The organism is Allostella sp. (genome assembly GCF_041913585.1).
Taxonomy (GTDB): domain Bacteria; phylum Pseudomonadota; class Alphaproteobacteria; order ATCC43930; family Allostellaceae; genus Allostella.
In genome coordinates this window covers 23,674-46,271 of the sequence record NZ_JAYSFE010000009.1, presented here as the reverse complement: position 1 = coordinate 46,271, position 22,598 = coordinate 23,674, and the positions used below count along the sequence as shown (strand labels likewise).

General features: G+C 70.6%; 20 protein-coding genes and 1 tRNA gene. 7 read left to right on the top strand and 14 right to left on the bottom strand.

The window, feature by feature from the left end:
- Window positions 1-42 precede the first annotated feature (42 nt).
- Window positions 43-1,080: a LysR substrate-binding domain-containing protein gene (locus ACE3Q3_RS03265; RefSeq protein ID WP_374441736.1), complete on the bottom strand. Its 1,038-nt coding sequence runs from the start codon at window positions 1,078-1,080 to the stop codon at window positions 43-45.
- Between ACE3Q3_RS03265 and ilvE the strand changes: the two genes are divergently transcribed.
- From ilvE to ACE3Q3_RS03230, 7 genes are read left to right on the top strand one after another with little or no spacing between them, the layout of a single operon-like run.
- Window positions 1,079-1,972, top strand: a complete 894-nt coding sequence (gene ilvE / locus ACE3Q3_RS03260) for a branched-chain-amino-acid transaminase (protein ID WP_374441732.1) — start codon at window positions 1,079-1,081, stop codon at window positions 1,970-1,972. The genes ACE3Q3_RS03265 and ilvE overlap by 2 nt on opposite strands.
- A 54-nt stretch (window positions 1,973-2,026) precedes the next feature.
- Window positions 2,027-3,586: an ABC transporter substrate-binding protein gene (locus ACE3Q3_RS03255; protein WP_374441730.1), complete on the top strand. Its 1,560-nt coding sequence runs from the start codon at window positions 2,027-2,029 to the stop codon at window positions 3,584-3,586.
- Window positions 3,587-3,618: 32 nt separating this feature from the next.
- Window positions 3,619-4,557 carry an ABC transporter permease gene (locus tag ACE3Q3_RS03250; protein ID WP_374441727.1) on the top strand — a complete coding sequence of 313 codons (939 nt, stop codon included), beginning with the start codon at window positions 3,619-3,621 and terminating at the stop codon, window positions 4,555-4,557.
- Entirely contained in the window at window positions 4,554-5,396 is an 843-nt protein-coding gene (locus ACE3Q3_RS03245) for an ABC transporter permease (RefSeq protein ID WP_374441725.1), read from the top strand. The genes ACE3Q3_RS03250 and ACE3Q3_RS03245 overlap by 4 nt, the downstream gene beginning before the upstream one ends.
- Window positions 5,397-5,400: 4 nt before the next feature.
- Complete coding sequence (locus tag ACE3Q3_RS03240) at window positions 5,401-6,375, top strand: ABC transporter ATP-binding protein (RefSeq protein ID WP_374441722.1); 975 nt, start codon at window positions 5,401-5,403, stop codon at window positions 6,373-6,375.
- Between the two features lie 12 nt (window positions 6,376-6,387).
- Window positions 6,388-7,383, top strand: a complete 996-nt coding sequence (locus ACE3Q3_RS03235) for an ABC transporter ATP-binding protein (RefSeq protein WP_374441720.1) — start codon at window positions 6,388-6,390, stop codon at window positions 7,381-7,383.
- Window position 7,384: 1 nt separating this feature from the next.
- Entirely contained in the window at window positions 7,385-8,704 is a 1,320-nt protein-coding gene (locus tag ACE3Q3_RS03230; protein ID WP_374441718.1) for an aspartate aminotransferase family protein, read from the top strand.
- 17 nt (window positions 8,705-8,721) lie between these two features.
- Here ACE3Q3_RS03230 and ACE3Q3_RS03225 read toward each other — a convergent pair whose 3' ends face one another.
- The 13 genes from ACE3Q3_RS03225 to ACE3Q3_RS03165 form a co-directional block, all read right to left on the bottom strand.
- Window positions 8,722-9,717: an aldo/keto reductase gene (locus ACE3Q3_RS03225; RefSeq protein WP_374441715.1), complete on the bottom strand. Its 996-nt coding sequence runs from the start codon at window positions 9,715-9,717 to the stop codon at window positions 8,722-8,724.
- A 107-nt stretch (window positions 9,718-9,824) separates the two neighbouring features.
- Entirely contained in the window at window positions 9,825-10,712 is an 888-nt protein-coding gene (locus ACE3Q3_RS03220; RefSeq protein WP_374441712.1) for a MurR/RpiR family transcriptional regulator, read from the bottom strand.
- A gap of 104 nt (window positions 10,713-10,816) precedes the next feature.
- Window positions 10,817-11,908 carry an ABC transporter ATP-binding protein gene (locus ACE3Q3_RS03215; RefSeq protein ID WP_374441709.1) on the bottom strand — a complete coding sequence of 364 codons (1,092 nt, stop codon included), beginning with the start codon at window positions 11,906-11,908 and terminating at the stop codon, window positions 10,817-10,819.
- On the bottom strand, window positions 11,908-12,894 hold the full coding sequence (locus ACE3Q3_RS03210) for an ABC transporter ATP-binding protein (RefSeq protein WP_374441706.1): 987 nt from the start codon (window positions 12,892-12,894) through the stop codon (window positions 11,908-11,910). Before ACE3Q3_RS03210 ends, ACE3Q3_RS03215 begins: the two co-directional genes overlap by 1 nt.
- Window positions 12,895-12,897: 3 nt before the next feature.
- The gene (locus ACE3Q3_RS03205; protein ID WP_374441703.1) at window positions 12,898-13,701 is read right to left on the bottom strand and encodes an ABC transporter permease; all 804 of its coding nucleotides are present in this window, start codon (window positions 13,699-13,701) and stop codon (window positions 12,898-12,900) included.
- 58 nt (window positions 13,702-13,759) lie between these two features.
- Entirely contained in the window at window positions 13,760-14,701 is a 942-nt protein-coding gene (locus tag ACE3Q3_RS03200) for an ABC transporter permease (RefSeq protein ID WP_374441700.1), read from the bottom strand.
- Entirely contained in the window at window positions 14,698-15,759 is a 1,062-nt protein-coding gene (locus ACE3Q3_RS03195; protein ID WP_374441698.1) for a low specificity L-threonine aldolase, read from the bottom strand. The genes ACE3Q3_RS03200 and ACE3Q3_RS03195 overlap by 4 nt, the downstream gene beginning before the upstream one ends.
- A gap of 29 nt (window positions 15,760-15,788) precedes the next feature.
- The gene (locus ACE3Q3_RS03190) at window positions 15,789-17,399 is read right to left on the bottom strand and encodes a GMC family oxidoreductase (protein ID WP_374441696.1); all 1,611 of its coding nucleotides are present in this window, start codon (window positions 17,397-17,399) and stop codon (window positions 15,789-15,791) included.
- A gap of 261 nt (window positions 17,400-17,660) precedes the next feature.
- Window positions 17,661-19,253 (bottom strand): ABC transporter substrate-binding protein, encoded by a 1,593-nt coding sequence (locus ACE3Q3_RS03185; RefSeq protein WP_374441693.1) that lies wholly within the window; start codon window positions 19,251-19,253, stop codon window positions 17,661-17,663.
- Window positions 19,254-19,473: 220 nt separating this feature from the next.
- Window positions 19,474-19,549: transfer RNA gene (locus tag ACE3Q3_RS03180), tRNA-Ile, on the bottom strand.
- A 112-nt stretch (window positions 19,550-19,661) separates the two neighbouring features.
- Complete coding sequence (locus tag ACE3Q3_RS03175) at window positions 19,662-20,513, bottom strand: alpha/beta hydrolase (RefSeq protein WP_374441690.1); 852 nt, start codon at window positions 20,511-20,513, stop codon at window positions 19,662-19,664.
- A gap of 100 nt (window positions 20,514-20,613) precedes the next feature.
- A complete protein-coding gene (locus ACE3Q3_RS03170) occupies window positions 20,614-21,573 on the bottom strand; it encodes a Bug family tripartite tricarboxylate transporter substrate binding protein (RefSeq protein ID WP_374441687.1) in 960 nt (319 codons plus the stop codon).
- On the bottom strand, window positions 21,573-22,331 hold the full coding sequence (locus tag ACE3Q3_RS03165; protein ID WP_374441684.1) for a class II aldolase/adducin family protein: 759 nt from the start codon (window positions 22,329-22,331) through the stop codon (window positions 21,573-21,575). Before ACE3Q3_RS03165 ends, ACE3Q3_RS03170 begins: the two co-directional genes overlap by 1 nt.
- Between the last annotated feature and the right edge of the window lie 267 nt (window positions 22,332-22,598).

Genomic DNA, 22,598 nt, shown 5'->3' with positions numbered 1-22,598 from the left:
CGCGGCCCCTGGCCGAAGATCCGGCCGCCCCGAGGCCGGCGTCTACCCCGCCCGGAGCACCTGCCGGATGTAGTCCCGCTCGCTCTCGTAGACCTGTCGCATCGTCGCCAGAAAGGCTTCCGCGAGACGGCTCCGGGGGCGGCGCGGGGGCACCAGGATCGAACTGCGGAAGACGACGCGGGGTTCGAAGCGCCGCACCACGAGGCCGCGATGGGCGAAGTCGCGGAGCGCGATCGGGTTGACGATACTGACGCCCAGGCCTTCCGCCACCAGCGTGCAGAGGGTCGCGCTGTACTGCGTCTCGAGCGACATGACGCGGGCGATGCCGCGACGCTCGAAGAGACGGTCGATCTGGCCGCGGACGTCGTCGTCGAGCGGCAGCGAGATGAAGTCGAGCCCCTCCAGGTGGTGCGGGCGGATGGTGCGCAGCCTGGCCAGCGGATGGCCGGCCGGCAGGGCGCAGACACCCTCCAGCACCGCGAACGGCTCGGCGTCGAGCCCCGCCATGCCGGCGATGTTGGAGGCGATGCCGATGTCGCACTGCTGGGCCTCCGTCCACTGGATGACGGTCGGGGAGCCGCGGAGCTGCAGCGAAATCGTCACCTGCGGATGGGACTGCCGGAAGGCCCGGATCGCCCGCGGCAGAAACCCGTAGCCCAGCGCCGGCACGGTCGCGATGCGCAGGCGCCCCTGCTTGAAGGCCTTGATGTCGCTGGCCGCGTGCAGCAACCGCCGCAACCCGCTGTAGGACCGCTCGACCTCGGCATGGAAGGCGCTGCCGTCGGCGGTCGTCAGGAGCCGCCCCGAGCGCCGCTCGAACAGCGCGAACCCGATCGTCTCCTCCAGTTGGGCGATGAGGCGGCTGACATTCGGCTGGGAGATGCCGAGCACGGCGGCGGCGGCCGTCATGGACCCGCATTCCATGACCGCACGGAACGCGTCGATCTGCCGAAGGTTCACGCCGGTCCGCCCATATCGTTCATGAATAGCCAGCTCATGAATTGATATTTGACCAAATGCCGCGCGAGCGTCCAGCCTGCTGCCGGCTGATCGGCGGATCGGCCCTGCGGGAGGTGGCATGATCGGCGACATCGTCTATCTGAACGGCCGTTTTGTGGAAAAGGACGACGCCAAGGTCAGCGTCTTCGACCATGGCTTCATTTATGGCGACGGGGCCTTCGAAGGACTGCAGATCGTCAACGGCCGCGTCTTCCTGCTGAAGGAGCACCTGAAGCGCCTTTACGATTCCGTGCGCTACCTCGGGTTCGAGATTCCAATGGCACCGGACGCATTCCGCGACGTCATCTGCGAGACGGCGCGCCGCAACGGCCTGGAGAACGGCTATGTCCGACCGATCGTGACCCGCGGCACCGGGCCGCTCGGCATCCGCAACATGGCCCAGCTCGGCGCCCCGACGGTGGTCGTGATGGCCCAGCACGAAAGCATCGAGAGCCGCCGGGAGAAGTGGAACCGCGGGATCACCGCCCAGGTCGTCTCGGTCCGCCGGATGGCCCCCGCCGCGTTCGATTCCCGCGCCAAGACCTGCAACTACATCAACAATATCCTCGCCTACCTGGAGGCGCAGGCGGCGGGCGCCGAGACGGCCCTCATGCTCGACGCCGAGGGCTATGTCGCGGAGGCCTACAGCAGCAACGTCTTCGTGGTGAAGGACGGCACCGTCGCCACCCCGGCGCTGGGCCACATCCTGGGCGGCATCACCCGCGCCACCCTGCTCGGCCTGTGCCGCGCCGAGGGCATTCCGGCCGTCGAGGGCCGCCTCACCACCTACGACCTGCTGACGGCGGACGAGGTGTTCGAGTGCGGCACCATGGCCGAAGTGCGGCCCCTGGTGCGCATCAACGGACGCACCATCGGCCCTGGCACGCCGGGGCCGATGGCGCGGCGCCTGCACCGCTGCCTGCGCGAGATGATGGAATCGGGACAGCACGGGGAGCCGATCGCGACCGCCTGAAGGAGCCGCGACGGGAAGAGGATCGCGTCCACACAGACATCACGGAGACGGCAAATGCGACTGTCACTTCCGACCCGTTCGGCCATCCTGGCCGCCGCAGTGGCGGCGGGCCTCGCCCTTTCCGCCGGCCCGGCCGCCGCCCAGAAGGTGGTGCGCGTCGGCATCCACGGCGCCGACATCGGCTCGCTCGACCCGCACATGTCGGCGCAGACGATCGACAACGTCATCCACGCCTGGATCTATGGCGGCCTCGTCCGCTTCCCCGCGGGCACCATCGACCCGTCGCGGATCGAGCCGGACATCGCCCAGTCCTGGACCAAGAGCGCCGACGGGCTGGTCTGGACCTTCACGCTGCGGCCGGGCGTCAAGTTCCATGGCGGCTACGGCGAGGTGACGGCCGACGACGTCGTCTACTCCCTGCAACGGGCCGGCAATCCCAAGACCTCCGCCTTCGCCAGCGACTTCAAGTCCTTCGACAAGGTCGAGGCCGTCGATCCGCGCACCGTGCGCATCACCCTGAAGACGCCGGTGCCGTCGCTGCTCGGCCTCGTCACCGCCCAGCGCGGCGGCTACGTCATCAGCCGCAAGGCCGACCAGGAAGCGGCCGGGCAGTACACGTCCAAGGCCATCGGCACCGGCCCCTTCCAGCTCGAGGAGTACCGCGCCAAGCAGTTCGTGGCGCTCACCGCCAACCCCGACTATTTCCGCGGCAAGCCCAAGGTCGACCGCGTCCTCTACCGCTTCATCCCGGCGAACGAGAGCCGCGACCTCGCCTTCCGCTCGGGCGAGCTCGACCTCTTCTACGGCCGCAAGGACCAGCGCTGGGTCGACCGCATGAAGTCCACGCCCGGCCTCGCCATCGAGGTCTTCGGGCCGGGCGAGCTGCGGCTCATCAACCTCAACACCACGATGAAGCCGTTCGACGACATCCGCGTCCGCCGCGCGGTCGCGCACGCGATCAACCGGGCCGACTTCGTCAAGTTCGTCGGCGCCGACGTGGTCAGCCCCAACCCCTCGGTCGTGCCGCTCGGCTATCTCGGCTACACCGACCAGGTCGAGCGCTTCGCCTACGACCCGGAGAAGTCGAAGCAGCTCCTGAAGGAGGCCGGCTACCCCAACGGCATCACCATCAAGGTGCTGGGGTCGAACCGTTCCTTCGTCGAGCCCTACCAGCTCCTCCAGGCCCAGCTCGCCAAGGCCGGGATCACCATGGAGCTGCAGCTCATCGAGCATACGGCCTGGCATGCCCAGATCCGCCAGAACCTGAGCGCCATGGTCGTCTATACCGCCGCCCGCTTCCCGGTCGCCGACATCTTCCTCACCCAGTTCTTCCATTCGGCGAGCGCGCCCGGCAAGCCGACGGCCGTCACCAACTTCAGCCATTGCGACGTCGCCGACCGCGAGATCGACGCCGCGCGCGTCGAGCAGGATCCCAAGCGGCAGCTCGAGCTGTGGCACCAGGCGCAGCAGAAGATCATCGCCAACGTCTGCGCCGTCCCGCTCTTCGACGAGGACCAGGTCTGGGGCCGCAGCACGAAGCTCGAGTTCGGCCATGAGCTGAAGGCGTCGATCAGCTTCGGCCCGATGCTGACGGAACAGACGACGCTGAAGTAGCGCCGGCAGGGACCCACGAGAAGAACACCACGATGCTGGCCTTCGTCGCCAAGCGGCTGCTGCTGGCCGTGCCGACCATGCTGCTGGCCGCGTCGGCGGTGTTCTTCCTCGCCCGCATCCTGCCGGGCGACCCGGCACTCGCCATCCTGGGCGAGTCCGCGAGCGAGCAGGCGATCGTCGCCATGCGGGCGCGGCTCGGGCTCGACCAGCCGCTCCTCGTGCAGTACGGGATCTTCCTCGGCGACCTCCTGCGCTTCGACCTCGGGCGCTCCATGCTCTCGGGACACGCCGTCACGGCCGAGGTGGCGGAGGTGCTCCCCTACACCATCGAGCTGACCGTCTTCGCCATCGCCTTCGGGCTGCTGCTCGGCGTTCCGATCGGCATCGCCGCCTCGCTGGCGCGCAACCGGCTGCCCGACTACCTGTCGCGCTTCGGGTCGCTGGTCGGACTGTCCTGCCCGCCCTTCTTCCTCGGCATCTGCCTCCTGCTCGTCTTCGCCATCCACCTGCCGCTCTTTCCGGTGATCAGCGCCCCCGACGCCGGCGGCGGCGGCCGCGTCCAGGCACTGATCCTGCCCGGCGTCACCCTCGGCATCATCTTCCTCGCCTTCGTCGCCCGCTCCTCGCGCGCCGCCATGCTGGAGGTGCTGCCGGAGGCCTATGTCCGCACCGCGCGGATGAAGGGGCTGTCGGAGCGGGCGGTGATCTTCCGCCACGCCTGCCGCAACGCCTTGCTGCCGATCGTCACCGTGGCCGGGCTCTATTTCGGCATTCTGATGGGCAACGCGGTGGTGACCGAGATCGTCTTCACCCGCCCCGGCCTGGGCAAGCTCATCATCGGCGCCCTCAACTCCCGCGACTACGTCATGCTGCAGGGCCTGACCATCGTCTACTGCTTCATCGTCGTGCTGGTGAACCTGGCGACCGACCTCGTCTACGGTCTGGTCGATCCGCGGGTGAAGGTGCGATGAGCACGCTCGCCGCGGCGATCGCGGTCGTTGCGCCCAACCGGGCTGCGGCCTGGGCCTTCGCCGGTCTCCTGGCGATCTGTGCACTCGCCCTGACGGCTCCTCTCGTCGCGCCCTACGGCCCGGCCGACCAGGATCTGCTGCAGCGGCTGGAGGGGCCGTCGGCCGCGCATTGGTTCGGCACCGACAACTACGGCCGCGACATCCTCTCGCGCATCCTGTGGGGGGCCCGCATCTCGCTGCTGGTGGGGCTCGGCGCGACCCTGGTCGGAATGGCGGTCGGCGGCGCGCTCGGCATCTGGGCCGGCTTCAAGGGCGGGCTGGTCGACCTCGCGGTGTCGCGGTTGATCGACGTCCTGCTCTCCTTCCCGAGCCTGATCCTCTGCCTCCTCATCGTCTCGCTGGTCGGGCCGGGGGTGCCGGAACTGGTGGCGGCCATCGCCGTGTCGCTGGTGCCGAAGTTCGCACGCGTCGCGCGGTCTTCCGCGATCGCCGTCAGCCACCGCGAGTTCGTCGACGCCTGCCGCACCGTCGGCGGGTCGGACCTGCGCATCATGGCGCAGCACATCGCCCCCAACACGATCGGCGAACTCACCGTCATGGCGTCCCTGTGGACCGCGAACGCGGTGCTGATCGAGGCCTCGCTCAGCTTCCTCGGCCTCGGCGTGCGGCCACCCACCCCGACGCTCGGCGGCATGATGCTGGAGGGGCTGAACCTGCTGCACGATGCGCCCTGGCTGACGCTCTTCCCGGGCCTCGTGATCCTCGTCATGGTGCTGCTGCTCAACCTGGTCGGCGACCGCCTGCGCGACGCCGTCGACCCCCGCCTGCGCGAGGTCTGAGACCATGGCGGCGAGCGAACCGCTGCTGCGGGTCGAGGGTCTGGGTGTGGCGGTGCGCCGGCGCGGCGGCGACCTGCCGATCCTGCAGGATGTCCGCTTCGACCTGGCAGCCGACGAGACGCTGGCCATCGTCGGCGAATCCGGCAGCGGCAAGAGTATGCTGGCGCTCGCGATCACCCGGCTGCTGGACCCGCCCCAGGCCTATGCCGTGACCGGCCGGGTGCGCTTCCGCGGCGAAGAACTGCTGGCCCTGCCGCCGGCGGCGATGCGGCGGGTGCGCGGCGGCGGCATCGCCGTCGTCTTCCAGGAGGCGCTCAACGCCCTCAACCCGGTCCTCACCGTCGGCCGCCAGCTCGAGGAGACGATCCGCCAGCGCGACGGCGTCGACGCCGCGGCGGCGCGGCGCGAGGCGGTGCGGCTGCTCGACGAGGTGCGAATCCCCTCGCCCGAGCGCCGGCTCGACGACTATCCGCACCAGCTCTCGGGCGGGATGCGGCAGCGGGTGATGATCGCCATCGCGCTCGCCTGCCGCCCGGCGCTCATCATCGCCGACGAGCCCACCACCAGCCTCGACGTCACCATCCAGTCGCAGATCCTGGCGCTGCTGCGCGACCTGCGCCGGCGCAACGGCATGTCGATGATCTTCATCAGCCACAACCTCGGCGCCGTCGCCGCCGTCGCCGACCGGGTCGCCGTCATGTACGCGGGCCAGATGGCGGAGCTGTCGGCCGCCGACGCGCTCTTCCGGGCGCCGGCCCATCCCTATGCCCGCGCGCTCCTGGCGACAACGCCCAGGGTCGACCGGCCGAGCGTGCTCGCGGCCATCGCCGGCCAGGTGCCGCGCTTCGACGCCCTGCCGCCCGGCTGCCGCTTCGAGCCGCGCTGCCCGCTCGCAGACGCGGACTGCCGTGCCGCCGTGCCGGACATCCGCGTCGCCGGCGACGGGCGGCAGGTGCGCTGCATCCGCCCGCTCGCCTGAAGGTCGCCGCCGATGTCCCCGATCCTCGAGGTCCGCGGCCTCCGCAAGTCCTTCCCCGTGGCGGGCCGCTTCGGCTTCGGGCCGGTCCCGGCCGTGCACGCCATCGACGGCGTCAGCTTCACCGTCGCGGCGGGGGAGAATTTCGGCCTGGTCGGCGAATCCGGCTGCGGCAAGTCGACGGTGGCGCGCTGCATCGTCGGCCTGATCCCGCCCGACGCGGGCGAGATCCGGGTCGCCGGCGCGACCGTGACCGGCAGCCGCGGACGCAAGGCAGTGGGGCTGCACCGCAGCGTGCAGATGGTCTTCCAGGACCCGTTCGCCTCGCTCAATCCGCGGCTCACCATCGGCACCACCCTGGCCGAGCCGCTGGTCATTGCGGGCGGCCTGTCGCGGGCGGCGGTCCGCGCCCGCGTCGCCGAACTCCTGGAGGCGGTCGGCCTGCCCGCGGCAGCGGCGGCCAAGTTCCCGCACGAGTTCTCGGGCGGGCAGCGGCAGCGCATCTCGATCGCCCGCGCGCTGGCACTGAGGCCGCCCCTCATCGTCGCCGACGAGCCGGTGTCGGCGCTCGACGTCTCGGTCCAGGCGCAGATCCTGCTGCTGCTGGAGGCGCTGCGCGCCGCGCACAATCTCGGCATCCTCTTCATCTCCCACGACCTCGGCGTGGTCCGGAACTTCTGCCGCCGGGTCGCCGTCATGTATCTCGGCCGCATCGTCGAGGAGGGACCGGTCGAGCGGGTCTTCCAGGCGCCGCGCCACCCCTACACGGTGGCGCTGCGGGACTCCTCCCTGCCGCCCGACCCGAGTGCCCGCGACCGGCTCGCCCGCATCGAGGGCGAGATGCCGTCCGCCATCGATCCGCCCAAGGGCTGCCACTTCCATCCCCGCTGCCCGCACCGGATGCCGGTCTGCGCCCTCGAAGCGCCGGCCTGGGCCGCCGACGCCGAGGGCGGCGTCGCCTGCCACCTGCACCCGCCCGCGCCCATCGCCCCCAGCCTCCGAGGGACCTGAGATGTATCCCGATCCGAGCTCCCGTTCCGCCGGCCTCTTCGCCCGCGCCTGCGAGGTCATGCCGGGGGGCAACACCCGCCTCGCCGTCTACCAGGCGCCCTACCCGATCTTCGTCGCCCGGGCCGCCGGCTGCCGCGTCACCGACGTCGACGGCGTCGAGCGGGTCGACTTCATCAACAACCAGTCGGCGCTCGTCCACGGCCACTGCTTCCAGCCCGCCATGGCCGCCGCCGCCGCCCAGCTTCAGCGCGGCACCTGCTTCTCGGGCCCGACCGAGGCGGAGCTGGAACTGGCGGAGGCGCTGCAGGCCCGCGTCCCCGGCTTCGAGCGCATGCGCTTCACCAATTCCGGCACCGAGGCGGTGATGCTGGCGGTCAAGGCCGCCCGCGCCTTCACCGGACGCCACCGGATCGCCAAGTGCGAGGGCGCCTACCATGGCTCCTACGACTTCGTGGAGGCCGCGCGCGGCAGCTCGCCCGCCAACTGGGGTGACCCCAAGGCGCCGGCCGCCGTCCCCTACACCAAGGGGACGCCGCCCGCGGTCGGCGCCCTGACGGTGGTGCTGCCCTACAACGACGCCGAGGCGGCGGCCGCGATCCTGGAGCGGGAGGCGGACTCCCTCGCCGCCGTCATCGTCGAACCGGTGGCCAACCGTCCCGGCATGATCCCGGCGACGCCGGAGTTCCTAGCGATGCTGCGCGCGTTCACCCGCCGCACCGGCATCCCGCTCGTCTTCGACGAGATCATCTCGTTCCGCGTCGGGCATGCCGGGGCGCAGGGCGGCTACGGCATCGTTCCGGACATGACGACGCTCGGCAAGCTGATCGGCGGCGGCTTCCCCGTGGGCGCGGTCGCCGGGCGCGCCGACATCATGGGGGTCTTCGACCAGCGCAAGGGCGCCCCGGCGGTGCCGCACACCGGCACCTTCAACGCCAACCCGGTCTCGATGGTGGCCGGGCTGGAGACGGTCCGGGCCTTCGACGCCGCCGCCGTCGACCGGATCAACGCCCGCGGCAGCGCCATCCGCACCGCGATCGACCGGCTCTTCGCCGAGGCGGGCATCCCCGGCCAGGCGTCCGGCGCGGGCTCGCTCTTCCGCATCCACTTCACCGACCGCCCGCTCGTCGATTACCGCTCGGCCTATCCGACCCCGGCCGGCCAGACGGCGGTGGCGGGCCTGCACCGGGCGCTCATCAACCGTGGCGTCATGCTGTCTGCCAACTGCAGCGGCAACGTCTCGACCGTCGTCGGCGACGCCGAGGTCGACCAGTTCCTGGACGCCGTCCGCGCCTGCCTGGCGGAGATCGCCGTGCCGGCGTAGGGCCCCGCCACGGCCGGTCAGCGCTCGGCGTCGACCGCGCGCCAGTCCTGGGTCATCCCGTCGAGCCGGCGCTTGAGGTCGGCCGGCAGCGGACCGGCGGCGGCGGCGGCAAGATTGTCGGCGAGCTGACCCGGCCGGCTGGCGCCGATGATGGGCGCGGTCACGGCGGGGTTGGAGAGAACCCAGCGCAGCGCCAACGTCACCAGGCTCGTCCCCGCCTCCGCCGCGACCGACTTCAGGCGCTCGATCGTCTCGAACTTCGCCTCGTCCCAGTAGCGCTGCTGGTAGCGCTGGCCGGCCGAGCCGAGCATGAAGCGGGTGCCGGCCGGCGGCGGTGCCGCGCCGTCGTGCTTGCCGGTGAGCAGCCCGCCCGCCAGCGGGTTGTAGGGGATGACGGCGATCCCCTCCTCCTCGCACAGCGGCAGCAGGTCGCGCTCGAAGGGGCGGAACAGCAGGTTGTAGCGGGGCTGCACGGAATCGATCCGCGCCAGGTTGCGCAGCTCGCCGCGGCCGAGCGCGCGGGCGACCCTGTAGGCCGGCCAGTTGGAGACGCCGACATAGCGCGCCTTGCCGTCGCGGACGATCTGGTCGAGGGCCGCCAGCACCTCGTCGACCGGCGTCGCCGGGTCGTAGCTGTGGAGCTGGTAGAGATCGACATGGTCGGTGCCGAGGCGCCGCAACGATCCTTCGATCGCATCGAGGACGTGCTTGCGCGACGTGCCCTGGTCCCAGGGCTTGGCGCCCATCTGGCCGGCGCACTTGGTCGCGAGCACGAACTGGGACCGCCGACCCTTGAGCCAGCGCCCGACGATCTCCTCGGTCCGGCCGACCGTCGAGCGGTCGCCGCCAAGGGGGTAGACGTCGGCCGTGTCGAGGAAGTCGATGCCGCCCTCCGCGGCGGCATCGAGGATCGCGCGGCTCTCCGCCTCGTCGCACTGCAGCCCGAAGGTCATGGTGCCGAGACACAGCTGCGACACCTTGAGACCGGTGCGCCCGAACCGGATGTACTGCATCGCCTGGTGTCCTTTCGCCTGCGGCCACCGACATCGGCGGGGCGCCGATCCGGACAGTCCCACCTTCCCCGCCCGGGCGCGCTGCCCGAGGTTGCCGCCGATGCAGGCTACGACGCCGACGCCGTTCCGTCGCGCGGCGCCTTCTCCATGGACGGGCGGCGGTCCAGGCGCTGCGCCAGGCCGATCACCAGGGCCTGGGCGACGCAGAGCGGCGCCGCGAGCGAGCGCGAGAAGTTGAACTCCGCGTCGGGCACGATCAGCGAGGCGGTCGCCAGCTTGGCGAGCGGGCTCAGCAGGCTGTCGGTGATCGCGATGACCGGGACGCCGCGGCCGGCCGTGGTCTCGACGATGTCGACCACCTCCCTGGCGTAGAAACGAAAGCTCACCGCGACCAGCACCGAGGAACGGTCGATGACCTGCGCCTGCTCGGGTGCCAGCCCGGCCATGCCGTCGAGCAGCCGGGCGTCGACGCGCAGGTGCGCCAGCGCATAGCTCATGTAGCTGGCGACGATGTAGGCGCGAAGCTGGCCCGTCAGGAAGATCGTCCGGGCGCCGGCCAGAAGGTCGACCGCGCGTTCGAACTGCTCGGCATCGGTCTCCTCGGCGACCCGCTGCAGGGCGGCCATGTCGCTGAGGACGAGGTCGCGGAGATATTCGATGCTGCCGTCCGCCTTCAGGCCCACCTCCTTCTGCAGGGTGGCGATCCGGTCGGCGAGGTCGGGCGCGGCGTTCAGCAGCCGCGACTTGAAGACGCGCTGCATCTCGGCGAAGCCGGGATAGCCGAACTGCTGGGCGAAGCGGACCAGGATCGAGGGGTTGACGCCGATATCCTCGGCGATCCGCTTGGCCGAGTTCATGGCGATCACGTTCGGGTTCTGCACGACGAAGCGCGCCACCTCCTGCGCGCTCCGGCCCATCGACGCATGGCGAAGCGATATCTGGTGGATCAGCGTCTCGTAGGTCGCCGGCCGATCGGGCCTGTCATTGTCGTCCATCTGGAACTTCCATCGACCGCGGTGCCGGTGCGTGCCGCCGCACGCGCGAGCGGCGCGTTGGACCACGCCGCCCGCGATCGCACCAAGCCTGCTTCGGGTTTCGACTATAGGCGGGCCGCGACCGCCTCGCGGAACTTCTTCTGGCGCCGCCGCACCGGCAGGTCGGACATATCGGGCTGCAGTCGCTCGCGGACGGCGGCCGGCATCGCGAGCCCGCGCCAGTGATGGCAGGCGACGAGCGCGCCCGCCCCCGTCTCCTCCAGCCGGGGCGCGACCTGACTGCACTCGGACGTCGCGTGCGGGCAGCGGGTGTGGAAGTGGCAGCCGGGCGGCGGCGCCACCGGATTCGGCGGCTCGCCGGCCAGCGGTTCGACCGGCGGCCCCGCGGTGCTGCGGCCGACCGGCGCCGAGGCGATCAGTGCGTGCGTGTAGGGATGGCGGGCATTGCCGAAGAGCTCCGCGGTGCGCGCCACCTCGACGATCCGGCCGAGATACATGACGGCGACCCGGTCGGAAATGTGGCGGACGACGCCGAGGTCGTGGGAGATGAAGAGGAAGCTGAGCTGGAACTGCCGCTGGAGATCCATGAGCAGGTTGATGATCTGCGCCTGGATCGAGACGTCGAGCGCCGAAACCGGCTCGTCGCAGACCAGCAGGCGCGGGCGCGAGGCGAGCGCGCGGGCGATGCCGATGCGCTGCCGCTGCCCGCCGCTGAACTGGTGGGGGTAGCGCTCGGCATGCTCCTGCTGCAGGCCGACGAGGCGCAGCAGTTCGGCCGCCCGGCCTTCCGGATCGCCGCTCTCCGGCCCGCCATGCAGCCGCACCGGCTCGGCCAGCGCCTCGCCGACGGTCATCCGCGGGTTGAGCGACGTATAGGGGTCCTGGAAGACCAGCTGCATCCCGGCGCGCTTGCGGCGCAGCGCCTCGCCGGACAGCCGGGCGAGGTCGTCGCCCTCGACCCGGACCGCGCCGGCGGAGGGTTCGAGCAGGCGCAGCGCCAGCCGTCCCACCGTCGTCTTGCCGCAGCCGCTCTCCCCGACGAGCGCCAGGGTCTCGCCGGCGGCGACCGAGAACGACACGCCGTCCACCGCACGCACCGTCAGCTTGCGGCGGAACAGGCCACGGCCGATCGAGAAATGCCGTACCAGGTTCTCGACCTCGAGAACCGGGGTCGCATCCGCGGGTGGGCGCTGCACTAGACGGTCTCCACGTCTTCGATCGGAAGGCGCCAGCACGCCGCGAGGTGTCCTGCCGCGATCTCGCGCAGCGGCGGCGGCTCCTCCTCGCATCTGGCCACCGCGAACGGACAGCGCGGATGGAACCGGCAGCCGACCGGCATGTTCCCGGGCGACGGCACGGTGCCGGGAATGGCGGACAGCCGTTCGGCCGCCGTGCCGAGTTCCGGGATCGAGCACAGCAGGCCGATCGTGTAGGGATGCATGGCGTCTTCGAACAGCGCGCGGACCCGCGCGGTCTCGACCACCCGGCCGGCATACATCACGGCAACGCGGTCGGCCATCTCGGCGACGACGCCGAGGTCGTGGGTGATCAGCACGACCCCGGCCCCGGTGCTCTGGCGGATGTCCCGGAGCAGGTGGAGGATCTGCGCCTGCACCGTGACGTCCAGCGCCGTCGTCGGTTCGTCGGCGATGATGAGCGACGGCCGGCTCGCCAGCGCCATGGCGATCATCACGCGCTGGCGCATGCCGCCGGAGAGTTCGTGCGGATAGGCGTCGACGCGGGTCTCCGCGGCCGGGATGCGGACCAGCCGCAGCAGTTCGACGACCCGTGCCCGGGCGGCCGCCTCCGTCACCTTCTGGTGCGCCAGGATCGCCTCGCCGATCTGCCGGCCGACCGTGTAGACCGGATTGAGCGCGGTCATCGGCTCCTGGAAGATCATGGCGATGCGGTTGCCGCGGATCGCCTGCATCTCGCGCTCGGACTTCCCGCGCAGGTCCTCGCCCTCGAAGGTGATGTCGCCCTCGATCCGGCAGGTCGGAGGGTCGGCGGTCAGGCGCATCACCGCGAGGCTGAGCACGCTCTTGCCGCTGCCCGACTCCCCGACGATGCCCAGCGTCTCGCCAGGAGCCATCTCGAGCGAGACGCCGTCGACCGCGGTGACGTCGCCGCTGAAGGTCGCGAAGGTGACGCGCAGGTTCCGGATCGCGAGGAGCGGGGTCATGGATCAGCCCCGCAGCCGCGGATCGAGGGCGTCGCGGAGCGTGTCGCCCGCGAGGTTCAGCGCGAGGACCAGCAGCATGATGAGGGTCGACGGCAGGATCGCCAGATAGGGCGCGATGAAGAAGAACTGGAGCCCCTGCGATGCCATCTTGCCGAGTTCCGGCGTCGGCGGCTGCGCTCCGAGGCCGAGGAAGCTGAGCGCCGAGACGATCAGGATCACCTGCCCCACCCGCAGCGTGACGATGACGAGGATCGCCGAGAAGCAGTTCGGCAGCAGGTAGCGGAAGATCAGGTGGCCATGGCCGAACCCGATCGAACGGCCGGCCTCCATGTAGTTCATCCCCATGACCGAGAGCGCGGCGCTGCGCGCCACGCGGGCGGTTCCGGGAACCGTGGCGATCGACACGGCGATCACCGTCGCGAGAAACCCGGGGCCGACCACGGCCGCCAGGGCGAGGGCGACGAGAATCTCGGGGAACGACAGCAGCACGTCGATCATGCGCATGAGCAGCCCGTCGAGCCGGCGGAAATAGGCGGCGCCGATGCCGACCAGGACGCCGACGACGCTGCCCATCGCCACCGACGAGAGGCCGAGCGACAGGGTCAGCCGCAGGCCGTGCATCATGCGGCTCAGCGTGTCGCGCCCCTGCTCGTCGGTCCCCAGCAGATACTGGCCGCCGGGACCCTGCAGCGCGTTGCCGAGATCGATCTCGAACGGGTCGTGGGGCGCGATCCACGGCGCCAGCAGCGCGACGGCGAAGACGACGGCGAGGACGACGCTCGCGAACAGCGCGACCGGCTCGCGCACGAGCTGGAGGTACGGGCTCGTCCGATGCCGGGTCGGCCCGGCGGCGGGGGAAGACCGGCTAGCCAAGGCGGATCCTCGGGTCGAGCGCGGCGTAGAGCATGTCGACGCCGAGGTTGATGGTGATGAAGCCGAGCGACAGGCAGATGATGGCGCCCTGGGCGACCGGGAGGTCGTTGGAGAGGATCGCGCCGACGGCGAGGCGGCCGATCCCGGGCCAGGCGAACATCGTCTCGGTCACCACCGCGCCGCCGAGCAGGAAGCCGACCTGCAGGCCGATCAGCGTCACCACCGGGACGAGGGCGTTCCGGAGCCCGTGCCGGACGATCACCTTCGGCCACGAGAGCCCCTTGGCGCGGGCGGTCCGCACATGGTCGGCGCCGAGCGCCTCGATCACCGAGGTCCGGGTCACCCGCGCGATCGGACCGAGGATGATGCAGCCGAGCGTCAGCGCCGGCAGCAGGATCGACTGCCAGCCTTCCAGCGTCCACAAGGGCCCGCCGCGCCCGCTCGTCGGGAGGACCTGGAGCCAGAACCCGAACACCCAGATCAGCAGGATGCCGACGAAGAAGACCGGCATGGAGACACCGGCGACCGACACCAGCATCAGCATCCGGTCGAGCAGCCCGCCGCGATGGACGGCGGCCATGGTGCCGAGCGCGATCCCGAGCGGAACCGCCCAGAGCATGCACACCGCCATCAGCTCGACGGTCGGCGGCAGCGTCGCGGCAAGCTCCTCCACCACCTTGGCGTTGCTGATGAGCGAGCGGCCGAGATCGCCCTGCAGCACCTTGGCCAGGTAGATGAGGAACTGTTCGGGCAGCGGCCGGTTGAGCCCCAGCTCCTCGCGGATCGCTTCGATGACCTCGGCCGTCGCCATCGGCCCGGCCCGGATCGCGGCCGGGTCCGAGGGCACGACCTGCAGCAGCAGGAAGCCGATCAGCAGGACGCCGAGGAGGATCGGCGCGAAGAGCGACAGCCGGACGAGGAGGAACTGGATCATGCGGGAACCTCCCGCGCCGCCGCACCCTCCCTCATGCCGGCGCAGCGCCGGAAGAGGTCGACCACGGCTTCGATCTCGTCGCCGGACGTGTCCGGCCGGCAGACGAGCCGGTACTCGCCGCCGTCCTTGCGCAGCATCCGCAGCCCCGCGGCGCCGAGGCGGCCGGCAAGGCGGTCGTCGAGGTCGAGCAGCACCAGATTGGTCGCGACCGGGCGCGCCAGGGTGACGCCCGGGAACGCTCCGATCCGCTGCGCGAGCGTCCGGGCCGCCGCGTTGGCGCCGGCGGCGAGCCGGAGCCAGAGATCGTCCTGGAAATAGGCCAGCGCCTGCACCGCGGCGTAGCGCATCTTCGACGCGAGCTGGCCGGTACGGCGCTGCACCCGCGCGAGATCGGCGCCGAGCGCCGGGTCGAACACGACGACGAGTTCGGTCGACAGCCCGCCGTTCTTGGTGACGCCGAGCGACATGACGTCGACCCCGGCCCGCCAGGTGAGGTCCGCCGGCGTGCACCCCTCGGCCACCACGGCGTTCGCGAACCGGGCGCCGTCCATGTGCACCTTCAGCCCGAAGCGGGCGGCGATCGCCGACAGTCGCCGCACGTCCTCGACCGCGTAGGTCATGCCGTAGTCCGTCGACTGGCAGATCGAGAGCACGCTCGCCTGGACCAGGAACGGCTTGGCGGCAGCGGCCGCGAGGGCACGCTCCAGCAGCGAGGGAGCGATCTTCGTGTCGGGACCGCTCACCGGAACGAGCCGCGCGCCGCCGGTGAAGAACTCCGCCGCCCCGGCCTCCGAGAGGAGGATGTGGGCGGTGTCATGGCAGTAGATGCCGGTGAACGGCGGTGCCGAAAGCGCGAGGGAGAGGCCGTTGGCGGCCGTCCCGGTGCCGACCAGGGCGAAGGTCAGGTCATCGTGCGCGAAGGTCCGCTTCAGCAGGGTTTCGAGCGATCGCGTCGCGCCGTCGGCGCCGTAGGCCGGTGCGGCGTCGGCGTCGACACGCGCGATCGCGTCCAGGATTTCGGGAGCGGCTGCTCCGAGATTGTCGCTGTAGAGGTCCACGTCTCACCTCGCGGCGGCGGCGGTGTCGGTCATGCCGTGGCCCCGGCCTCGCGGCGGATGCGGTCGGCCATCCGCTCGCCGATCATCACCGTCGAAAGATGCGTGTTGGCGCGCACGATCGCGGGCATGATCGAGGCGTCGACGACGCGCAGGCGGTCGACGCCGATGACCCGGCAATCCGGCGTCACCACGCTGCGCGGGTCGTCGGCCGGCCCCATCCGGCACGTCCCCGTGGCATGCTGGCCGTCGCTCACCTGCTCCAGGAGCCAGGCGTCGATCGCGTCGTCGTCGGTCAGGGCATCGATGCCCTCCTCGCCGAAGCCGATGGTGATCCGGCTGGCGATCGCCTGGATCGGCGCGCTCGCGGCCAGCGCCATCAGGCGGCGCACGCCGTCGCGCATGCGCACGAGGTCGCGCTCGTCACCCAGCATGTTCTCGTCGATCTCGGGGTCGACATGCGGGTCGCGCGAGGAGATGCGGAGCGTGCCGCACGAGAAGGACTGCTGGACGGTCGCCCCGATGATCGCCTTGACCCCCTGGGCACCGGCATTCTCGTCGGCGGTGACCATGCGCATCATGCTGTCGCCCATCTGGTTGAGCGCCATCAGCTTCATGTCGTTGCGCCCGCCGCCGCACATGCCGGAGCTGTAGCGCACGGTGATGTTGGTGTGGCGCTCGTAGGGCGAGGCCGGCCGCGCCTCGGGCTTCAGCTCGAGCAGGAAGCCGGCGAGCGGGTGGTCCTGGAAGTTCAGGCCGACCGGCAGCACTTGCACCGGCGCGATGCCGAGGTCCGCCAGCAGGTCCGCCGGGCCGATGCCGGAGCGCATGAGGATCGTCGGCGTATGGCAGGCGCCGGCGCAGAGGATCACCTCGTCGCCCAGGATGCGCCGCCCCTCCTGCCCGTTGCCGGGGGCGAGCATGACGCCCTTCGCCGACGGTCGGTTGCCTTCCAGGATCAGCCGGTCGACCAGCGCGCCGGTCACGATCTCCAGGTTCGCGCGGCCGCGGATCGGTTCCAGATAGCCGTCGGCGCAGGAGACGCGCCGCTCGTCCGGCGTGTTGTTGATCGCATAGGGCGAGACGCCGGTGGCGTCCGGGGCGTTGTGATCGTCCGCCCAGCCATATCCGAGCCCGAGGGCGGCGGCGCAGACCGCCTTGTCGACCGCGCCCCAGCGCTCCTGCGGCGCGCGGCGGACCGGGATCGGGCCGCTGTCGCCATGCCAGGGGGCGTCGCCATAGTCGAGGTCGGTCTCGAGCCGGTTGAAGAAGGGCGCGACGTCGGCGCCCGACCAGCCGTCGCAGCCCGCCGCCGCCCAGAGGTCGAAGTCGTCGAGCATGCCGCGGATGGCGATCTGGCCATTGATGGCGGAACTGCCGCCGAGGATGCGGCCGCGCCAGTAGCGGCGCGGCTGCTGCCGCCGGGTCCGCCGGGCGAGCAGGTCCGGGAACTGGCAGAACTGCACGAACTTCTCGAGCCGGATCACGGCGCTCGGGTTCGGCGCGACCATTTCGAGCGGCCGGTCGGCCGTGCGCATGTCGGGGCCGGCCTCGACCAGGGTGACGCGGTTGGCGGCGTCTTCGGTGAGGCGGGCGGCCAGGGTCGCGCCGGCCGATCCCGAGCCGACGATGATGTAGTGCATCGCAGAATGTTCCCGCAGGAGTCGTGACTTGAAAGGCGAGGGCATGCCGGCGGCCGGAGCCGCGGCGGGGGGGGGTGCCCCCGCGGGGGCCCCCGGACCCGGGGGGGGTTGGGGGGAACAAGGCCGTGGTTAGCACGCCGCCCGAGATGGCCGTGGAGGTGGGGCCCCGCTCAAGGGCCCCGCCGGAGTGGGGCCGTGAATGGCGCGGGCTGGCGGGCGGCCGGCCCCGGGCCGCGGGAGTGTCCCGCGGCGCGGCCCCGATCACCTGGCGGCGATGTCGAGATCGAGGCCCTTGTAGAGCACGCGGCCGTAGATGCCGTGCGGCTTGGTCCCGGTCACCCGCTTGTTGGAGACGAGGAGCAGCCGCTCGTTCACCACCGGCAGCCACACCGCCGCGTCATAGACGCGCTTCTGCGCCTCGGAGAACAGCTTCGCCCGTTCGCCGGCCGTGGTCGCCGCCTTGCCGGCATCGATCAGACGGTCGGTCACCGGGTCCGAATAGTCCATCCGGTTCGGCGCCGGCCGCAGGTTGGACTTGAAGTAGAGCCCCAGGGCATCGCCGGCACTGAAGTAGTCGAAGCTCATGTAGTAGCCGTCGAAGTCGCTGCCGCGCAGTTTCGACCAGATGATGGTCGGGTCGTAGACCTGGACCCGGACATCGACGCCGATCTTCCGCCAGAAGCCCTGGACCGCCTCCCAGAGCTGCTGGGCCTGGCCCGGGAAGCTCAGCGCGAACAGCGAGAGCTTCTCGCCGTTCCGGTACCGGAAGCCGTCGTCCTTCAGCGTCCAGCCGGCCTTCTCGAGCCGCGCCGCCGCCGCCTGCGGATCGTAGCCGAGAACCTGGTCCGGCTGCTGGTAGTCGACGGTGTTCGGCGACACATAGGTCTGCAGGGGGTCGGCCGTGTTGAAGTAGACCGACTTCGCGATCTCCTTCTGGTCGACGGCCTGGACCAGGGCGCGCCGGACCTCGACATCCTCGAGCATCGGACGCGTCGTCTTGAAGCCGATATAGACGGTCTTCAGGCTGACCGGCGCCTCTTCGAGCCGAAGGGTGGGCGCCTTGGCGACGAGCTGGACCGACGCGCTCGGCATCGAGATGGTGAGGTCGCCCTGCCCGCTCGCCATGGTGGCGAACAGCGTGTTCGCCTGCGGCAGCACCTTCCAGACGAGCTTGTCGACATGGGCGGGGCCGCGATTCTGGTAGAAGGCGGGCCCCCAGCGGTAGCCGGGATGCTTGCGCATCACGAACTGGTTGCGCGGCTCCCAGTTCTCCCAGCAGAACGGGCCGGTGCCGTTCATGCCCTTGACGCCGAAATCCTTGCCCAGCGCCTCGACGTTCTTCTGGTCGACGATGAGCGAGAAGCTCTGGGTGAGCTGGTACAGCAGCTCGCTGAAGGGATGATTGAGCTCGTAGACGACGCGATGATCGCCGTCCGCACGGACCGCCTTGACGTCGCCCGCGCGCCACTTGAACGGCGCCTTGGTGGCGGGATCGATGATGCGGTTGATGGTGTAGACGACGTCGGCGGCGGTGAATTTCTTGCCGTCGCAGAAGGTGACGCCGTCCTGCAGGTCGAAGGTGTAGGTCAGGCCGTCGTCGGAGACCGTCCAGCTCTTGGCCAGACCCGGCTTGATCGTCTTCATGTCGAAGTCGAGCGTCACCAAGGTGTCCGACAGCATGTAGAGGACTTCGATGGCGGCGCCGGCAACCGACCGCTGCGGGTCGTAATTGTCGGAGTCGATCATCCGCAGAACGGTCAGCGTTTTCTCTTTTGCGTGCGCGACCGAACCCTGGCCCAGCGACATGGCCGCCGCCAGGCCGATCACTGCCAATCTCCCGAACGACTTCTCCATCGGACCCTCCCCCCGCTAGCCGACGGTCCCGATGGTGGGCACAGCCAATTGCGATTGTCAACGCATCGCAATTTATTTTGCATACCCGTGCGCGCAACCCGGCCCCCCCCCCGCCCCGGAGACGAATGCCGGGACGAATTCTCCCGGTCGCCCGATCCAGTCGGATCGGCGGGAGAAACGGCAGGACGTTCTCGATGATTTCAGCGCCGGGAGATGGCGGTGGTGGGCCCGGCAGGATTCGAACCTGCGACAACACCGTTATGAGCGGCGCGTTCTGACCGCTGAACTACGGGCCCCCGGCCGCCTTCGATCGACGCCGTTTTAGAGCACGATCGCCGGATCGGGGAAACGAAACCGGCGGCGGGCGGCCGGCTTCGGCCGATCGGGGCGGGCTCCCCCGTGCGGGGATCAGGCGTTGCGGTGGCGCTTCAGCACGTCGGCGAAGAAATCCTGCACCACCGGCAGCACCTTGGCGCCGTCGTGGGGGACGTTCGGCACGATGTCCTGGCGGACGGCGATGCCGTGCGCCTCGAAATTCTTCCGGAGCGCGGTGTTGCGCTCGATGCGCGTGCGCCCGGTGTCGTTGATCCCCTCCATGTAGTTGACGCTCCCCGGCTTGTAGTCGATCTCCCAGGTCTCGATGTCGGCGCCGCCGACGACCATCTGGACCGCCACCTGGCGCATCGCCTCGAGGTCGAGCTCGATCCCGAACAGGTCCTTCAGGTTCCGGGTCCCGACCCAGAAGTCGCGCGTCGGGTCGATCAGCGTCACCGCCCCCGGCGCCCCGATCGAGGCCGCCAGCAGCCGGTCGGGATGGAGATAGAGGAAGCGGTGGACGAAATGGCCGCCGCCCGAGAAGCCGAACATCAGGAAGCGGTCGAAGCGGGCGTCGAGCTTGCGGCCGACCTCGTCGACCATGGCGAGCAGCACCCGGTCGTAGCGGATGTCGCCCTCGCGCAGGTACTTGAAGCCCTCGGGGTTGTCGTCGCCCAGCACGCCGACCGGGAAGAGCGGCGCCAGCACGAGGCAGCGGTTCCAGCGGCAGAACTCGGCGAAGCCGTCGCGGTAGACGCCCATGGTCCGGCCGGTGCCGTGGATCGTGACGACGAGGGTGTGGCCGGCCGGGTCCTCGTCGAAGCTCTCCGGCACGTACATGCAGTAGGCGAAGCGCGGGTCGGCCTTGCAGGCGAACACGGTGGTGGCGCCGCGCTGGTACATCTTCTTGCGACGCAGGGCGGCGTCCTCGGACGGGACCGACATGGGAGACCTCGGGCGGGCGGTGACGGGCTTATGCGCAAAATAGCAGCCGGGCGGGCGGGCGCAAATCGCCCGTCCGCCCGGCCGACGCCGCCCGCCGCCGCTATTCCGGCTGGATGCCGAGCCGGTCGGCCAGGCCCTTCCAGCGGGCGAGATCGGAGCGGATCGTCGCCGCGAACTCGGCCGGCGTGCTGCCGACGGGGGTGACGTCCTTGGCCTCGAGCTCGGCGCGGCCGGCCGGCGACAGCACGAACTCCCGCACCGCCTTCGACAGGCGCTCGACGATCGCGGGCGGGGTGCCGGCCGGCGCCACGTAGCCGTACCAGAAGGTGGTGTCGAAGCCCGCGACCCCGGCCTCCGCGAAGGTCGGCACCTGCGGCAGCGCCGTCGACTTCGCCGTCACCGCATAGGCGCGCAGCTTGCCGTCGCGGACGAGGCCGGCCGACCCCGTCGGATTGTCGAGGAACGCCTGGACGCTGTTGGAGATGAGGTCGGGATAGGCCTGGGAGGCACCGCGATAGGCGACGTGCGTCATGTCCATGCCGGTCAGGATCTTGAGCTGCTCCGACAGGAGGTAGCCCAGCGTGCTGACGCCGACCGAGGCGTAGTTGACCTTGCCGGGGTTGGCCTTGGTCCAGGCGACGAACTCGGTCAGTGACCTGGCCGGGACCTCGAGGCCGGAGACCAGGATGTAGGGCGTGGTGCCGATCATCCCGACCGGGGCGAACCCGGTGGCCGGGTCGTAGGGCACGTTCTTGCGCAGCACCACCGCCGCCGGATGGGTGCTGCTGGTGGCGATGCCGATCGTGTAGCCGTCGGGCGCGGCCTTGGCGACGACGTCGGCCCCGACCGTGCCGCCGGCGCCGCCGCGGTTCTCGACGACGACCGTCTGGCCCAGCCCCGGCGCGATGCCGTTGGCGACGATGCGGGCGACGACGTCGGTACCGCCGCCGGCCGGGAACGGCACGACGAGCCGGATCGGCTTGGCGGGCCAGGTGTCGGCGGCGGCCGGAGCGGCGACCGCCAGCAGTGCCGCCAGCGGCAGCAGGGCGAGGGTGCGCATCAGCGGTCGTCCTTGCGGATGAGCGAGGGGTAGACCACCGCGTCGCCGCGCTGGAACATCCATTCCATGTCCTCCTTGGAGAGATACTCGGGCGTCGTGCCCTTCACGGCGGCCAGCGTCTCGACGATGACGTTCCGCTTCACCTCCGACACCAGGACGTTGGTGCGGTGGTAGGCCTCGGACACGGTGCGGCCGAGCACGGTGAAGCCGTGGCGGCGCATGATGATGCAGTTGGTGTCCTGGATGAACGTCTTGATCGGCGCCACGTCCTCCTCGACGTTGAGATGGGCCGGCAGGTAGTGCGCCGGCTTCTGCATCAGGTAGGAGAAGGTCAGCGAGGTCGAGCGGATCTCCTCGTGCCCGGCGGCGAGGAAGGCGATCGTCTCGTCGTGGTGCAGGTGGATGACGCAGTTGACGTCGGGGCGCAGCCGCAGGATCTCGCGGTTCATCTGGTGCCCGACGGTGGTCGCCCGGGTGCCGTGGAGGACGCGCCCGAACGGGATGTCGGTGATGACGAGGTCGTCCTCCTCCATCTCCTCCAGCGAGATGCCCTGCGGCTTGGCGTAGCAGATGCCGTCCGGATAGTCGGGATGCGGGACCCGCACGGCCATGCCGCCGAGCGAGCTCTGGACATAGCCGCGCGCCACCATCATCCGCGCGTAGCGGACATAGGTGGCGGCGACGCTGCGGTCGAAGACGACCGCGGGATCGGGCGTGTATTCGTTTACCTGGTAGAGCGGCTTGACGTCGTCGGGCATGGCGGAGCTCCCGGTCGGGCGATCAGGGCTGATCGGTTGCCCCAGATTTGGCGTCGCCCGCCCCGGGCCTGTCAACCGGTCCCGTCGACCGTCCCGTGGCGGACGGTTGAGCCGGTCGCGGCGCCCGTCCTAAGGTGTCGCCCCCGCCCCGCTCCCCTCACCGGAAAGTCTGGCCATGGACGATCGCTACCTCCGCACGGGAATCTTTCTCGCCCCCTTCCATGCGCTGGGCGAGAACCCGACGCTGGCGCTGGAGCGGGACATGGA

Coding starts and splice junctions, on each gene's coding strand:
- ilvE (WP_374441732.1), top strand. CDS start 1,079: ATGATCGGCGACATCGTCTATCTGAACGGCCGTTTTGTGGAAAAGGAC.
- ACE3Q3_RS03265 (WP_374441736.1), bottom strand. CDS start 1,080: ATGCCACCTCCCGCAGGGCCGATCCGCCGATCAGCCGGCAGCAGGCTG.
- ACE3Q3_RS03255 (WP_374441730.1), top strand. CDS start 2,027: ATGCGACTGTCACTTCCGACCCGTTCGGCCATCCTGGCCGCCGCAGTG.
- ACE3Q3_RS03250 (WP_374441727.1), top strand. CDS start 3,619: ATGCTGGCCTTCGTCGCCAAGCGGCTGCTGCTGGCCGTGCCGACCATG.
- ACE3Q3_RS03245 (WP_374441725.1), top strand. CDS start 4,554: ATGAGCACGCTCGCCGCGGCGATCGCGGTCGTTGCGCCCAACCGGGCT.
- ACE3Q3_RS03240 (WP_374441722.1), top strand. CDS start 5,401: ATGGCGGCGAGCGAACCGCTGCTGCGGGTCGAGGGTCTGGGTGTGGCG.
- ACE3Q3_RS03235 (WP_374441720.1), top strand. CDS start 6,388: ATGTCCCCGATCCTCGAGGTCCGCGGCCTCCGCAAGTCCTTCCCCGTG.
- ACE3Q3_RS03230 (WP_374441718.1), top strand. CDS start 7,385: ATGTATCCCGATCCGAGCTCCCGTTCCGCCGGCCTCTTCGCCCGCGCC.
- ACE3Q3_RS03225 (WP_374441715.1), bottom strand. CDS start 9,717: ATGCAGTACATCCGGTTCGGGCGCACCGGTCTCAAGGTGTCGCAGCTG.
- ACE3Q3_RS03220 (WP_374441712.1), bottom strand. CDS start 10,712: ATGGACGACAATGACAGGCCCGATCGGCCGGCGACCTACGAGACGCTG.
- ACE3Q3_RS03210 (WP_374441706.1), bottom strand. CDS start 12,894: ATGACCCCGCTCCTCGCGATCCGGAACCTGCGCGTCACCTTCGCGACC.
- ACE3Q3_RS03200 (WP_374441700.1), bottom strand. CDS start 14,701: ATGATCCAGTTCCTCCTCGTCCGGCTGTCGCTCTTCGCGCCGATCCTC.
- ACE3Q3_RS03190 (WP_374441696.1), bottom strand. CDS start 17,399: ATGCACTACATCATCGTCGGCTCGGGATCGGCCGGCGCGACCCTGGCC.
- ACE3Q3_RS03185 (WP_374441693.1), bottom strand. CDS start 19,253: ATGGAGAAGTCGTTCGGGAGATTGGCAGTGATCGGCCTGGCGGCGGCC.
- ACE3Q3_RS03175 (WP_374441690.1), bottom strand. CDS start 20,513: ATGTCGGTCCCGTCCGAGGACGCCGCCCTGCGTCGCAAGAAGATGTAC.
- ACE3Q3_RS03170 (WP_374441687.1), bottom strand. CDS start 21,573: ATGCGCACCCTCGCCCTGCTGCCGCTGGCGGCACTGCTGGCGGTCGCC.
- ACE3Q3_RS03165 (WP_374441684.1), bottom strand. CDS start 22,331: ATGCCCGACGACGTCAAGCCGCTCTACCAGGTAAACGAATACACGCCC.